This is a genomic window from Bacillus sp. FJAT-45066 (assembly GCF_002335755.1).
Taxonomy (GTDB): domain Bacteria; phylum Bacillota; class Bacilli; order Bacillales; family Bacillaceae_I; genus Bacillus_CD; species Bacillus_CD alkalisoli.
In genome coordinates this window covers 1,782,593-1,796,761 of sequence record NZ_NISQ01000001.1, presented here as the reverse complement: position 1 = coordinate 1,796,761, position 14,169 = coordinate 1,782,593, and the positions used below count along the sequence as shown (strand labels likewise).

Genomic DNA, 14,169 nt, shown 5'->3' with positions numbered 1-14,169 from the left:
TTCCTCTCCGCTCATTTCTTATTATACGACTAATTAGCCAAAGGCAAACTAATCGTAACGAATGTACCTTGACCTTCTTTACTATCAATGGTTATCGTACCATTATGATATTCAACAATTCGCTTACAGATTACTAATCCGAGACCAGTTCCCATTTCTTTATTTGTAAAAAAGGGATCAAACACTTTCTTCAATGCCACATCTGAAATTCCAACACCATTATCTTTGAAAATTAGTAAGGCTTCTTTTTTTTGCTTCAAAACATCTATATGTAAGGTACCTTGAGTTTGCATCGCTTCAAAAGAATTTCTGCATAAATTCAATATAATTTGTTTTAATTGATCTTTAACGCAGAATAGATGAATTACATCCTGTGTAATATTTACATTTAGTTGAGCATTATGAAGATGGGCCTCCGATTCTATTAATGGTTTTAGTTCTAATACTATTTCGGAGAGGTTATGTAACTCATGCTTATCAGCAGTTGGCTTTCCTAAAACAAGAAACTCACTAACAATTAAATTAATCCTCGTAATTTCATCTTGAATAATAGAAAAATAATATTGATCTTCTTTGTCAAAATGCTTCTCACTTAATAATGTTACAAGCCCTTTTATTCCCGTAAGTGGATTTCTAATTTCATGAGCAGTACTTGCAGCTAGTTGTCCAATTAGTTGTAGCTTTTGTTTTTCTTGTTTTCTTTTTTCTTGTATAGATTTTCTACGGAGAAAAAAAGAAAGGAATGCAAGATAGATGACATGACTTAAGATAAAGGTAGCAAACATAGCTGGTAAAGAAGAATAAATTACGTCACTAGTGGAGGCAGGTAAACTATGTGCCTCAATGGTCCAATCAACATTTTGTAAAGAAGAAGATATCATTACTGAATCAACTGGAGAATCAACACTCGTCAAAAATACTATTTGGTCTTTATGATCTTTAACAATGATTAGTTGCTCTGATACAAGTTCGGATAAGCTTTGACCCATGTAGTACAAGTTCAATCCTGCCAAAATATATCCAACAACTTCATCACTTGTAGGATCTAACACAGGAGTACAAATAGTTACGATATACAACCCTGTTAATCTACCTTTAAAGCCAGAAGAAAATGTAGTAGTTTTGGTTTCCTTTGCTTTTTGGAAATAATCGCGCTCCGCAATACTAATCGTTTCAAATGGAGGAGAGGATGAATATTCAAGAATACCATCTGTGTTTACCCAGTATAAACCAGAAAACCGTGCATCCTTTTCTTCCATTTGAATAAGGACTTCTTGTATTTCATATTGTTCTTCTCTCTTAGTATTAATAACCATGCCAATTGCGTCAAGTGTTGTGACTGTATCATGGATAAAAGAGTCAATTCTACTTTTATGAAGGGATAAGTGTTCGTTTGCCTCTTTAATGTTGTTTCCTTTCACAATATGTAAATTTTGCTGAATGATGAAAACGGCTATTAAAATTGCAGGAATTAGTGCGATAAATAAGTATAGGAAGAATGGCGTCGTTTTTACATTAAATCTATTCAATATCAAAACTCCTTGTTGTAGCTAATTATTATCATAATATTATTTTTACCTAATTCTCGAAAATAAGTATAACTTAAAATTTACAAATAATTAATATGTCATTTGTTTATAAATACGATAAAGTTTAACTATAAAAGCTAGTCTTGGAGGTAAAAATAGTGATTTTTAATAAAGTAAACAAGAAAAAGAATACATGGACCTTTCAGCAAAAGCTACTGATTTTAATGGTAAGTATCACAGTCGTCCCACTTTTGCTAATAGGTTTAATCAGTACAATTATTTCTAACAAAAGTATGGAAGATATGACGAAGAAAAACTTATCTTACATTGTTTATCTAAAAGCTCAAGAACTTGAACCGTATACACAATCAATCATTTTATCGAAAGAACAATTCGTAGAAGTGGAAGCGCGAGTGAGAGATATTGAAGAAAGATACTATGTTCCAAACGGAATGGAAGGATATGGTTTTATTATTGATCGATTTGGGATAGTGAGATATCACCATGACGAAAGTAAGATTGAAGAAAACTGGTCTATCTATCCGTTTATTAGACAAATGAAAAAGGAAGAACGTGGCCAATTTGAATACGAATTTGACGGAGAGTTAAGACTAGTTGCTTTTGATTCACTTCCAAACGGCTGGAAAATAGCAGTTGGCAGTTCCATAAGTGATATTATGCAACCAGCAAAAACGATGACATTTTGGATAATGGGTTCCATTATACTTAGCCTCTTTTTTGTATTTTTTACATCTATTTTAGTTACAAAGTTATTAAGTAGACCGTTGGCACAATTAGTACAAGGGATTAAAAGATTTAAAGATGGAGACTTGACCTCTAGGATAGAAGTTAAGTCAAAAGATGAAATAGGAGAAGTTCAAGAAACTTTTAATGAGATGAGTGACCAATTTCAATCTTTAGTTGTTTCTATTAATAATTCAAGTTTACATATTAATGATACAGTAAACTATTTAAGAGAAATGATGATAGAAACAAATGAAGCAACAGAGCAAATATCTTCCTCCATTCAAGAAATTGCCTCTGGTTCAGAGCAACAAAGTAGTACCATACACGACTATGTTTTAAACGTTAAACAAATAGAAAATAAATTAAATGATATACAATTATCAGTTCAAAACATTCAGTCTCGATCAAATGTAGCGAGAGGTCAAGCTGTAGAAGGAGAACAATCTCTAAAAATACTTCAAGAAGAAATGGCTTCTATTATTGATCTAGTAGAATTAACCAATGATCGAATTAAAGGCTTGGCTACTCAATCAGAGAAGATAGCGTCTATAGTAATTTCTATCCAAAAGATAAGTGAGCAAACAAATCTTTTAGCCCTAAATGCGGCAATAGAAGCTGCCAGAGCAGGGGAACATGGAAAAGGTTTTGCAGTAGTAGCTAGTGAAGTAAGAAAATTAGCTGATGAATCAAAGGGATTATCAGTTCGTGTACAAACGGAATTAATGCAAATTATTAATAGTGTTGAATCATCAAATAAAAGTATCGCAAGTACATTGGAAAAAGCGCAAGATGGGAAAGACGTCCTTCGTCAATCGTCTAACCTTTTCTTAAAGCTAGCAGAGTTTGTTAATTCGTTAGATGAAATGGTAAAAGAAGTGGCAAACTCTACAATAGAAGTATCGGTGAAGTCAAATGATATAACAAAAGGTATGGAGAAAGTCTTATCGATTGCAACACAAAATAGTGCAGACACTGAAGAAGTAGCAGCAACTCATGAACAATTTTCTTCAACAGTAAGCATATTAAACAATAAAGCTGAGGATTTAGAACAGTTATCTCAAAAGCTTAAAAAGGAAATTTCAAATATGAAAATACAGGATAAATACGAACAATTGTAAATATAGTGTTAACACAATGTAAAGATAATCGACATAAAAGCCTATTTAAGTGTAATGAATCGTCTTAATTTTAAATTAAATGTAAAAAAACCGAAAAAAGTGTAGCATATTTAATCAATTACAGGTTATAATTTTAATCGTTGAGAAAACAAAATAAATTCTTAGGGGGATTTAAACATGAAAAAGTTTTTATCGATCATGTTAGTTGCTATTTTAGCTGTAGCTTTAGTAGCATGTGGAACTGGAAACAATGCTGCTAACACAGGAAACACAGGAAACAACGATACAACTGGTGGAGACGACACTGCTACAGTTGAAAAACCATCTAAAGTTGTAATGGGCTTCGTACCATCAACTGAGTCTGATAAAATTGCTGACACAGTAGCTCCTTTAGCTGAAAAATTATCTGAAATCTTAGGTGTTGAAGTAGAAGGTATTACAATGACTAACTACACTGCATTAGTAGAGGCTATGGGTAGTGGAAAAGTTCACATTGGTTTCGTACCAACGTTCGCTTACATACAAGCGAACGAGCGTTACAACATCGAAGTTATTTTAAAATCTATCCGTCACGGAAGCTCTACTTACAAAGCTCAATACGTAGTACGTGCTGACTCTGGAATTGAGACTTTCGCTGATTTAAAAGGTAAAGTTTGGGCAATGGCTGATGTAACTTCTACATCTGGTTTCTTATTCCCAGCTGCACAGTTAATGACTGAGTTTGACATCGCAACAACTGATGCTCTACAAACTGATTTCTTTTCAAACGTAGTATCTGTAGGTTCACATGACAACGCTTTATTAACTGTTCTTGACGGTGATGCAGACGTTGCAACTACATTTGACGATGCTCGTACTATATTAGAAGGCGACTACCCAACAATTATGGAAGACTTAAAAATCTTAGGTTACACAGACCCAATCCCTAACGATACTATTTCTGTAATTCCATCTTTAGACCCTGCATTTGTTGAAGAAATTAAAGCTGCTTTCTTAAGCTTTAACGATGACGAAGCAATGCTACAAATCATGAACGACGTTTACCGTTGGACTGCTATCGACGAAGCTAACGATGCTGAGTATGATATCGTTCGTGAAACTGCTAAATTAACTGGTTACGAAGGGTAAAATTTTACCTTAAAAAAATAAAATGGGGGGAAGCTTGCTTCTCCCTTTTTTTCAACTTATTAAATAAAAATTGGCAATTTTTCCAATATGGAGGGGCAAATCTACATGATTGAGTTTAAAGATGTTTCCCTTGTATACCCAAATGGTACTCAAGGTTTAAAAAATATTAACTTAACTATTAAAGAAGGCGAATTCGTTGTAATTGTAGGTCTTTCTGGTGCTGGTAAGTCTACATTTATCCGTAGTATTAACCGACTAGTTACTCCAACAGATGGAGAGCTTCTAGTTGATAACGATGACATCTTAAAATATAAAGCTGGAGATTTAAGAAAGCTTCGCACAAAAGTGGGGATGATCTTCCAAAACTACAACCTTGTAAAACGTTCTTCTGTTATGAAAAATGTTGTAGCTGGACGTTTAGGACATACTGGTACTTTAAGAAGTATTTTAAATCTTTACAAAAAAGATGATTTAGCTCTTGCTTACGAAAGTTTAAAGCGTGTTAATATTGAAGAAAAAATTTATAGCCGTGCTGACGAGCTAAGTGGTGGACAACAACAACGTGTAAGTATTGCTCGTGTTTTAACTCAAAAGCCGAAATATATTTTAGCGGATGAGCCGGTTTCAAGTCTTGACCCACCAACAGCTCAGCAAGTAATGAACTACTTGAAGCAAATTAATAAAGAAGACAAAATCACTACAATAGTTAACCTGCATTTCATTGACATGGCGATGGAATTTGCAGATCGTATTATCGGAATGAGAGCTGGAGAAGTAGTTTTTGATGGTCCAGCATCTACTGTAACGGAAAAAACGTTTGAAGAAATTTACGGTCGTGCAATTCGTGAAGATGATCTGGTGGGAGGTCAAGATTAATGAGTGCACAAGGTAAAACTAAGACACAGGAGAAAATTGTCCCTAAAGGCGTCGTCTCTCCTGAGCTAAAGAGAAAATCAACAATGATTTTCATTGCTGTAGCTGCGCTTTACTTTTGGAGTACTTATGAGACCGGTTCGACTCTTGGACAATTTTTTAGAAGTTTTCCAAATATGATTAACATGTTTGGTAATTTCTTTCCTCCAAATCTAGAATATGTTTCACGTGTTATTCCAGCTTTATTAGAAACGTTCTATATGGCAGTTATTGCGTCGACAATTTCAACTATATTAACAATTCCATTCTGTTTACTTGCAGCTAGAAACATTAGTACAAACAAGTACATATATCAATTTGTACGATTCTTTCTAAACATTATCCGTACAATTCCTGATATTATTTTAGCAGTAGTATTCGTTGGTATTTTTGGTATAGGTGCATTTCCTGGTATTGTAGCGTTAATTATTTTCTCTTTAGGTATTTTAGCAAAATTATTAAGTGATACCCTAGAAACAATTGATATGCAACCGTTGGATGCAATGCGTGCATCTGGTGCAAATTCTTTACAAACAATCTGGTATGGTGTTGTACCACAGATTTTACCGCAGTTTGTATCGTTCTCACTTTATGTATTTGAGATAAATATTCGTGCATCTGTTGTTTTAGGTTTAGTTGGTGCAGGTGGGATCGGTTTACTATTAGATCAACAAATTAAGTTCTTCCGTTACGATAATGCAATGATGTTAATTATTGTCGTATTTATTGCAGTTGTTATTATCGAATACATTAGTACGAAGATTAGGGAGGCGATTGTATAATGAAATATGAATTACCTCCAAAAAGAAAGATGCCTGTAATAAAAAAAGTTAGAAATATAGCTATTGCGATTGCATTATTAGCTATTTATGTTATTACATTTACTCAAATTAATGTTAACTGGACACGTGTTTTTAGTGAAAGAACAATAAATAACTTTAACCGTGTGATTCCACAATTACTTTCACCAGATTGGTCTAAGTTTGGAAAAGTAATTGAAAAGATGATTGAAACAGTTTTTATCGCTTACGCTGGTTCATTAATGGCAGCCCTTATCGCTGTACCACTAGCGTTTTTTGCAGCAAATAATATGAGTCGATTTCGTGCTGTTAGTACATTTGGTAAGTGGATTTTAGATGGTATTCGTGCTTTTCCAGAGCTTGTTTTCGCGATAATATTCGTTGCGACGGTTGGACCTGGTCCTTTTGCAGGGGTACTTGCTATTGCCATTAACTCAACAGGTATGTTAGGTAAACTTTACTCAGAAGTAATTGAGTCCATTGATATGAAAGTTGTAGAAGCAATGGAAGCAAATGGTGCCAATAAAATTCAAATTCTATTTTATGGTATTATTCCACAAGTAATTCCGGAGTTTTTATCATACGCTATCTATCGTTTCGAAATAGATGTACGTTCATCTTCCGTGTTGGGTATCGTTGGAGCGGGTGGTATCGGTTTATTAATCGTTATAGCCGTTGCTAACCGAAACTGGGATGAAGTTGGAATGATCTTACTTGTTATTATAGTAGTTGTTACAATAATTGATTATATTTCTTCTTACATTAGACGTAAAATCGTTTAATAAAGGTTCTTTGTTGGTTAATGTTGTAAAAAGAAGTCTGATGTGTGACGTGATATGGAAAAAGCACCAACACAAGCATATAATTATAGGTAACGAAGCGTAGGGAGCCTTTTCTCTACGCTTTCTGTTTAGTTATAATAAAGGTGGAATTTTAAATAGAAGAAGGTGTTGCTGAATGAATAAGCTAACTTTGACGATTTTAGAAACAAGTGATATACACGGTAGCGTTATGCCGATTAACTATGGTAACAATGAATATGCACATGTTGGTCTTGCTAAAGTAAGCACTCTTGTCGCTCGTGAAAGGAAGAATAATAAACATGTAGTGTTAATAGACAATGGAGATGTTATTCAAGGTACTCCTCTTACATATCATTATGCTAAAACTTCTGTTACAAAGTTAAATCCGATGATAAAAGTTTTAAATGAACTAAACTTCGATGCTGCTATTATTGGAAATCATGAATTTAATTATGGAATGGATTTATTAAATAATGCAGTGAAACAATCGAAATTTCCGTGGCTATCTTCCAATATTTTAGACGAAGTTAATGAAAAGCCTTATTTCGGAAAACCTTATTTGCTGAAAGATTACGATGGAGTTAAAGTGGCTATCCTTGGTGTAACAACACATTACATTCCAAACTGGGAAAACCCAAATAATATAGTTGGTCTTACTTTTGAAGATGCTCTTCAATCTACAAAGCAATGGGTAGAAAAAATCCGATTAGAAGAAGCACCGGATGTATTAATAGTTAGTTATCACGGTGGTTTTGAACGACATTTATCTACTGGTGAGCCAACAGAAGTTTTAACAGGTGAAAATCAAGCTTATGAACTGTGCCAACTAATTGAAGGAATTGACGTTCTATTAACTGGTCATCAACATCGAACAATTGCAGAGACAACTGTAAATGATGTCTTAGTTCTACAACCAGGAGTAAATGGTCAATTTTTAGGTAAAGCAACCATATCATTCGAAAAAGTAGAAGGCGCTTGGAAAATTTTATCGAAAAACGCAGAACTATTATCGATAGAGGGTGTACAAGAGGACCCAGCTGTCTTAGAAAGTGTGAAAGATTATGAACAAGCAACCCAAAGTTGGCTAGACCAACCAATGGGTACTATAAAAGGAAATATGTTAGTAAATGACGCCATGGAAATTAGAACGAAAGATAATCCGTTAATTGAATTTATTAATAAAGTTCAGATGGATATATCAGATACTACTATTTCTAATACTGCCCTATTCCATAACGGTTCACCTGGGTTCCCAGAAAACGTAACAATGCGTGATATTGTATCTAATTATATTTATCCAAATACACTTAAAGTGATTGAGATTACTGGACAAGAAATGAAAGACGCTTTAGAGCGTTGTGCATCCTATTTTCTTGTCGAAGGGAATGGAGAATTAACAGTGAACCCAGCATTTACTACTCCAAAGCCTCAACATTATAATTACGATATGTGGGAAGGCATTGAATATACGTTAGATATTAGAAAACCAATAGGTAGTAGAGTTGTTCAATTAGAAAAAGATGGTGCACCATTAAAGTTAAATGAAACGTTCCACGTAGTAATGAATAATTACCGAGCCGGTGGTGGTGGAGACTACCATATGTATAAAGGTAAAAAAGTTGTAAAAGACATAACGTTAGATATGTCAGAGTTAATCGCTAATTATATCTTAAAACATAAAGAGATAGAAGCAACAACGAATAACAATTGGATGGTTATTTGGAAGTAGAGATTTCTCGTATCTTAGTAGTGAAAAGAAGGTAAAACATTGACCAAAACACTTGTTTTTAATAAAATTAGTTTTAATTCGAAATATTTTAGTTTAAGCTATGTTAAAGTGTGTTGTTTTTATAAATACATTACTAGCGTTTGATTTCCGTGTATGGCGTAGACGCCCGCGGAAAGCGAAGACTTGCACGGAAATCAACAGCGGTGTCTAATAAAGCCAAAGTTTTAGAAAGTAGGTGTGAAAATGTCCAGAGAGGACCTTGATTTATCGCTAAAACTTTTTGTCGTATTGTCCCGTGCACATCGGACTATTACAGATAAAGCAAATCAATCTATTCAACGTTTTGGATTAAATCCTACAGAATTCGCTGTATTGGAACTTCTTTATCACAAAGGAACACAACCACTACAGCAAATTGGCGGAAAAATTCTACTTGCTAGTGGGAGTATAACGTATGTAGTGGATAAACTGGAAGGAAAAGGATTACTTGCTCGTAAAGCATGTGAAAAAGATAGAAGAGTAACGTATGCAGAACTAACCGATAGTGGCAAAGAACTACTAAACGAAATCTTTCCTCAGCATGAACAACGTATAGATGAATTGGTAGCTGGGTTAACGAAAGAAGAGAAACAAACTGCAATTGATTTATTGAAAAAGCTCGGATTATATACCTCTGAATTAACGTCTTAATTTTGATTAAGGCGTTTTTTTATATGGTTCTTTAAAAAAGATTGTTTCTTTTTTGAATTATAAATATACCAAGAGTGGATTGGAGCGGAAGACACTGGACAACCCGCGGAAAGTCAGTGTCTGCAGCGGAAAGGAACGGCAAGGTTTTATTGGTAAATATATTTAATAAAACAAAGAATGCAGTTAAACATCTATTTAGAGCAGGAGTCTATTACTCTCGTGTAGAATATAGTAACAGCGTACTATGCTTATTTTTCATACAATATAGAAAAGAGGTCAATCACTTTGAAATTTGAACAATTCACATATGTCCGTCCAAATATTGAAGAAATTAAAGTGAAATTCAACGAACAACTTACTGCATTTAGTAATGCTACTTCATCAACAGAACAAGAATCCGTAATGAAAGAAATAAACACTATTAGAAATGATGTTAGTACTATGTTTAATCTTGTTAGTATTCGTCATTCCATAGACACAAATGATGAGTTTTACAAGCAAGAACAAGATTACTTAGATGTATTAGAACCATTAGTAAAAGAACTAGAAACTAAATTTTATAAAGAGCTTGTTCAATCAAACTATAGACAAGAACTTGAATCTAAATTTGGAACACAGCTTTTTGCTTTAGCAGAGTGTGAACTAAAAACGTTTGATCCATCTATAATTGAAGACTTACAACAAGAAAATAAACTTTCCACAAAATACTCTAAGTTAATTGCTTCTGCAAAGATTCTATTTGAAGGAGAAGAAAGAACCCTAGCACAATTAGATCCTTTCACAGAGTCTACGGATAGAGAAATTCGTAAACAAGCAAGCGAGGCTAAGTTTACCTTTTTCAACGAAAACAAAGCTGAGTTCGATGCAATTTACGATGAGTTAGTAAAAGTTCGGGACAAAATGGCGAAAAAACTTGGATATATAAACTTTGTGGAATTAGGCTATGCTCGCATGGTGCGTACTGATTACAATGCAGAAATGGTAGCAACATTCCGTGACCAAGTTAAAGAATTAATCGTACCACTTGTTTCAAAATTAAAAGAGCGTCAACAAGAAAGAATTGGTTTAGATTCATTAAAGTTCTACGATGAAGGTTTCAAATTTTTATCTGGAAATGCAAAGCCAAAAGGTGATCCTGATTGGATTATTGATAATGGTAAGAAAATGTACGAAGAACTTTCAAAAGAAACGAATGAATTTTTCCAATTTATGATTGATAACAACTTAATGGATTTAGTAGCGAAAAAAGGGAAAGAAGCTGGTGGGTATTGTACATTTATCCCTAACTATAAATCTCCGTATATCTTCTCTAACTTTAACGGGACTAGTGGGGACATAGATGTCTTAACTCATGAAGCAGGACATGCTTTCCAAGTGTATATGAGTAGAGATTTTGATGTACCTGAATACAATTGGCCGACGTATGAAGCTTGTGAAATTCATTCCATGAGCATGGAATTTTTCACTTGGCCATGGATGGAATTATTTTTCCAAGAAGACACAGATAAATACAAATATGCTCATTTAAGCGGTGCGATTTCCTTCTTACCATATGGAGTGGCAGTCGACGAATTCCAACATTTTGTATATGAGAATCCTAATTGTACTCCGAAAGAAAGAAATGAAGCATGGTCTGCAATTGAGAAAAAATATTTGCCTGAAAGGGATTATGATGGATTAAGTTACTTAGAAGAAGGTGGTTTTTGGCAAAGACAAGGCCATATTTACCAATCACCATTTTATTATATCGACTATACATTAGCTCAAATTTGTGCACTGCAGTTTTGGAAGTTAGCTCAGGAAAACAAAGAGTCTGCATGGGCTGATTATTTAAACTTATGTAAACAGGGTGGAAGTAAATCGTTTACGAAGTTAGTAGAAGTAGCAAAATTACGTTCTCCGTTTGAAGAAGGCTGTGTTCAATCCGTTGTCGGTGAAATCGAGGATTATTTATTTAATATTGATGATAAGGCGTTATAATTTCACTCGAACATTTCAACTTTGTTACGTTTAAGTTACATTGGAATATTTTACACATATAGAATAGATAATTGGTGACGATAGGATATGGAGGTGTCGGTGTGAATCGATTTTTTCATATCCTATTTTGTATCGTCTTATCTTTTAATATTTTCACCTGTCAACTGAAAACAAAAATGCAAAAATTAAATGACAATGTTACAAAACCTGTATTTAGCGAACCTTTAACTCGTCCAATACGAGTGAATATAGACATGAACGAGAAACAACCCGAATCTATTCAGACGGAAACTGAATTAAGAAATTATTTAACGGATACATATCATTTACCTATTAATTGGGACAAACAAATATCTTTAGTGAGGGTGAAAATGGATAAAGAAGATCAAGTTATCGCCCTTGTTTTAACAGAGAATGAAAAGAAAGATATGTATGAAGAAGAAAAAGTGGTTTATTTAAAAAAGCAAGCAAAACATCCTTATTTGCTTGAAAGTATGTATAAGTTACCTGAGAAGAATGGTTCTGTATTACAACTGGTACATAAAAATAATAATCAAGACAAACTTAAGATGGTCGAAAAAAGCGTTAATAAAAAAATTGACGATTTAATTTTTCAACAAAAGAAGATAGAGAAAGTACAAAGTGATTCTGTTATTGTTAAAAATGAAGTTATTTTTAAAGAATTTGAAAAAAGTAAGGAGGAAGGTATGTCAAGTGCGTCACGTGAAGCTAATATTGAAAAACGCTTAAGAGATGTACTTCTACATGCCAAATCAGGTACGGTTGTTATTTTGCACATAAATCAACTGATAGGAAAGAAACCGAAACCATTAAAAGTGAAAATTCCTGAATTTAAAAGTAGAGGGTTTCGCTTTACCCGCACCATTTTAAATTAATTCACTAGTTCATTAATATCCATAATTCTAGTCTTTAATTAAAGCCTGTCTCATATAATGGACAAAGGCTTTTTTTGTTTTAGAAAGTGTACTTAGGTGGTGTGGTGGAGTAATGAAGCGGAGTTGGTTTAGCGCCATACAGGTGGCGGCAGTATATGTTGGAACCATTGTAGGAGCTGGTTTTGCTACTGGAAAAGAAATCGTTCAATTTTTCACACAATATGGATGGATTGGTTTTGTCACTATTTTAATAAGTGGTTGGCTTTTTATACATTTTGGAACAAAAATGATGTTAATCGCAAAAAATATTCAAGCTTCATCTTATAAAGAATTCAACGAGCACTTATTTGGTAAAAAAATAGGTACAATCGTGAATTTATTTATGCTAATCATTTTAATTTTCGTAGCTGCAGTTATGTTATCTGGGGCAGGTGCAGTATTTGAGGAACAATTAGGCTGGTCTTATCAATTCGGCTTATTGTTAACTATGGTGTTAGCTGTTGCTATTGTAATAGTCGGAATGAAAGGGCTTGTAGCTGTAAATATTGTAGTTGTGCCTGTAATGATTATTTTTAGCTTTTTGATTGCAAGTAATGCACTTAGTGAGAATGGCTTGGCTTTTTTATCGCTTACTTATGAAGGGGAGTATAGTTGGAAAGGCTGGATAGCGCCAATTTTATACGTAAGCTTCAATCTAGCGCTTGCCCAGCCAGTTCTAGTACCTTTAGCATCAGAAGTTAAGGATGAGTGGGTAATTAAAAGAGGAGGGATGTTAGGAGGACTTTTATTATGTTTTATTCTACTTACATGTCATATCTCCTTAGCCTCTTTACCCAATTTCGCTACATATGAGATACCGATGGCAGAAGTAGTAAAGTTTTCTTTAGCATCCTTTTTTGGAATTTATGTATTTGTCATTTACGGTGAAATATTCACTTCTGTTGTTAGTGATATTTTTGGATTACAGCGCCAATTAGAAAGAATGTTTCCGATACCTAAGCAGTATATTACTTTCTGTATGTTAGCTGTTATTTACCTAATAAGCCAAATCGGTTACGGTTCATTGATCGAGCACTTATACCCATTGTTTGGATACATTAGCTTATCATTACTTTTCTTACTTGCATTTAAAAAAGTGAAGTAAAAAGGGAACTTCAATGAGGATGGGTCAAAAAGCAAATGAAGTTCATCTGGCATAAGAAAGTGGTTGTAGATGAACTTCATAAGGCCAATGAAGTTCTTTTGTAGAGATCTCCAAGGACTTTCTTTCGTATCGGATAATACCTTTGTTCCATCAATAAGTAGAGACCCGCAAGAACAAAAATATTTTCTTAGGGGCCTCTCCAATAAATTCACTGGGTTTTGTCCCGGCCTTATTTACATTTACCTTATTAAAATCGCAACAATTGCAACAATCGGGAGTGCTGCCATTAAAGCTAAACCAATAAAGAATAAATTGTTAAGTGCACTCTGCACTTTCGGTTCATGAGATAATAATTCATTCTTTTTACTAAACAATAAAATAAAATTAACAAAAAGGCTTAATAAAACAACACCTAACGGTAAAATGGCATTAGCAGTTGAATTTTGAAGGTGCATAAAGCCAACAATAATTAGTAAAATAGGTATTGCTTCAATAGCAAATACTTGAATAAACAAACGTGTCTGAAATTCTTGTAACTTGCTTGGCTCAGCTACAAATTTATCCATAGATGAGCGAACCGCTATCGTAATTCCAAGACTTGCAATAAGTGCAGCTAAAACAAAATAAAAAATAGCATCCAAAACTTTTTCCTCCAATATGTTCGTATGAAATAATTGTACATTACTTACTCCA

Annotated in this window: 12 protein-coding genes and 1 pseudogene; 11 read left to right on the top strand and 2 right to left on the bottom strand. The window is 33.8% G+C overall.

The features are described 5' to 3' along the window. Window positions 1-29 precede the first annotated feature (29 nt). Window positions 30-1,529 carry an ATP-binding protein gene (locus CDZ92_RS09105; RefSeq protein WP_176483743.1) on the bottom strand — a complete coding sequence of 500 codons (1,500 nt, stop codon included), beginning with the start codon at window positions 1,527-1,529 and terminating at the stop codon, window positions 30-32. A 224-nt stretch (window positions 1,530-1,753) separates the two neighbouring features. On the opposite strand from CDZ92_RS09105, the pseudogene CDZ92_RS20595 reads away from it, so the two are divergent. The 11 genes and pseudogenes from CDZ92_RS20595 to CDZ92_RS09055 form a co-directional block, all read left to right on the top strand. Next, window positions 1,754-2,428: pseudogene (locus tag CDZ92_RS20595) on the top strand (HAMP domain-containing protein); the annotation flags it as partial. After that, complete coding sequence (locus CDZ92_RS20590; RefSeq protein ID WP_441296497.1) at window positions 2,426-3,394, top strand: methyl-accepting chemotaxis protein; 969 nt, start codon at window positions 2,426-2,428, stop codon at window positions 3,392-3,394. The pseudogene CDZ92_RS20595 and the gene CDZ92_RS20590, both read left to right, overlap by 3 nt. Before the next feature lie 177 nt (window positions 3,395-3,571). Continuing rightward, on the top strand, window positions 3,572-4,522 hold the full coding sequence (phnD, locus tag CDZ92_RS09095) for a phosphate/phosphite/phosphonate ABC transporter substrate-binding protein (protein ID WP_096154930.1): 951 nt from the start codon (window positions 3,572-3,574) through the stop codon (window positions 4,520-4,522). A gap of 105 nt (window positions 4,523-4,627) precedes the next feature. Continuing rightward, entirely contained in the window at window positions 4,628-5,398 is a 771-nt protein-coding gene (gene phnC / locus CDZ92_RS09090) for a phosphonate ABC transporter ATP-binding protein (protein WP_096154929.1), read from the top strand. Beyond that, complete coding sequence (phnE, locus tag CDZ92_RS09085) at window positions 5,398-6,216, top strand: phosphonate ABC transporter, permease protein PhnE (RefSeq protein ID WP_096154928.1); 819 nt, start codon at window positions 5,398-5,400, stop codon at window positions 6,214-6,216. The genes phnC and phnE (CDZ92_RS09085) overlap by 1 nt, the downstream gene beginning before the upstream one ends. Further along, complete coding sequence (gene phnE, locus CDZ92_RS09080; RefSeq protein WP_096154927.1) at window positions 6,216-7,016, top strand: phosphonate ABC transporter, permease protein PhnE; 801 nt, start codon at window positions 6,216-6,218, stop codon at window positions 7,014-7,016. Before phnE (CDZ92_RS09085) ends, phnE (CDZ92_RS09080) begins: the two co-directional genes overlap by 1 nt. A gap of 175 nt (window positions 7,017-7,191) precedes the next feature. Next, on the top strand, window positions 7,192-8,766 hold the full coding sequence (locus tag CDZ92_RS09075) for a bifunctional metallophosphatase/5'-nucleotidase (RefSeq protein ID WP_096154926.1): 1,575 nt from the start codon (window positions 7,192-7,194) through the stop codon (window positions 8,764-8,766). 243 nt (window positions 8,767-9,009) lie between these two features. Next, window positions 9,010-9,456, top strand: coding sequence for a MarR family winged helix-turn-helix transcriptional regulator (locus tag CDZ92_RS09070; RefSeq protein ID WP_096154925.1), 447 nt, complete (start codon window positions 9,010-9,012; stop codon window positions 9,454-9,456). Between the two features lie 285 nt (window positions 9,457-9,741). Further along, on the top strand, window positions 9,742-11,436 hold the full coding sequence (locus tag CDZ92_RS09065) for a M3 family oligoendopeptidase (protein WP_096154924.1): 1,695 nt from the start codon (window positions 9,742-9,744) through the stop codon (window positions 11,434-11,436). 101 nt (window positions 11,437-11,537) lie between these two features. Continuing rightward, window positions 11,538-12,332, top strand: coding sequence for a hypothetical protein (locus CDZ92_RS09060; RefSeq protein WP_096154923.1), 795 nt, complete (start codon window positions 11,538-11,540; stop codon window positions 12,330-12,332). Between the two features lie 112 nt (window positions 12,333-12,444). Continuing rightward, entirely contained in the window at window positions 12,445-13,476 is a 1,032-nt protein-coding gene (locus CDZ92_RS09055; RefSeq protein ID WP_096154922.1) for a YkvI family membrane protein, read from the top strand. A 239-nt stretch (window positions 13,477-13,715) separates the two neighbouring features. Here CDZ92_RS09055 and CDZ92_RS09050 read toward each other — a convergent pair whose 3' ends face one another. After that, a complete protein-coding gene (locus CDZ92_RS09050) occupies window positions 13,716-14,117 on the bottom strand; it encodes a hypothetical protein (protein WP_096154921.1) in 402 nt (133 codons plus the stop codon). Between the last annotated feature and the right edge of the window lie 52 nt (window positions 14,118-14,169).

What these genes read in the sequence shown, in the direction of transcription:
- phnD (WP_096154930.1), top strand. Translation starts at nt 3,572, where the DNA reads ATGAAAAAGTTTTTATCGATCATGTTAGTTGCTATTTTAGCTGTAGCT.
- phnC (WP_096154929.1), top strand. Translation starts at nt 4,628, where the DNA reads ATGATTGAGTTTAAAGATGTTTCCCTTGTATACCCAAATGGTACTCAA.
- CDZ92_RS09070 (WP_096154925.1), top strand. Translation starts at nt 9,010, where the DNA reads ATGTCCAGAGAGGACCTTGATTTATCGCTAAAACTTTTTGTCGTATTG.
- CDZ92_RS09055 (WP_096154922.1), top strand. Translation starts at nt 12,445, where the DNA reads ATGAAGCGGAGTTGGTTTAGCGCCATACAGGTGGCGGCAGTATATGTT.
- phnE (WP_096154927.1), top strand. Translation starts at nt 6,216, where the DNA reads ATGAAATATGAATTACCTCCAAAAAGAAAGATGCCTGTAATAAAAAAA.
- CDZ92_RS09075 (WP_096154926.1), top strand. Translation starts at nt 7,192, where the DNA reads ATGAATAAGCTAACTTTGACGATTTTAGAAACAAGTGATATACACGGT.
- phnE (WP_096154928.1), top strand. Translation starts at nt 5,398, where the DNA reads ATGAGTGCACAAGGTAAAACTAAGACACAGGAGAAAATTGTCCCTAAA.
- CDZ92_RS20590 (WP_441296497.1), top strand. Translation starts at nt 2,426, where the DNA reads ATGAGTGACCAATTTCAATCTTTAGTTGTTTCTATTAATAATTCAAGT.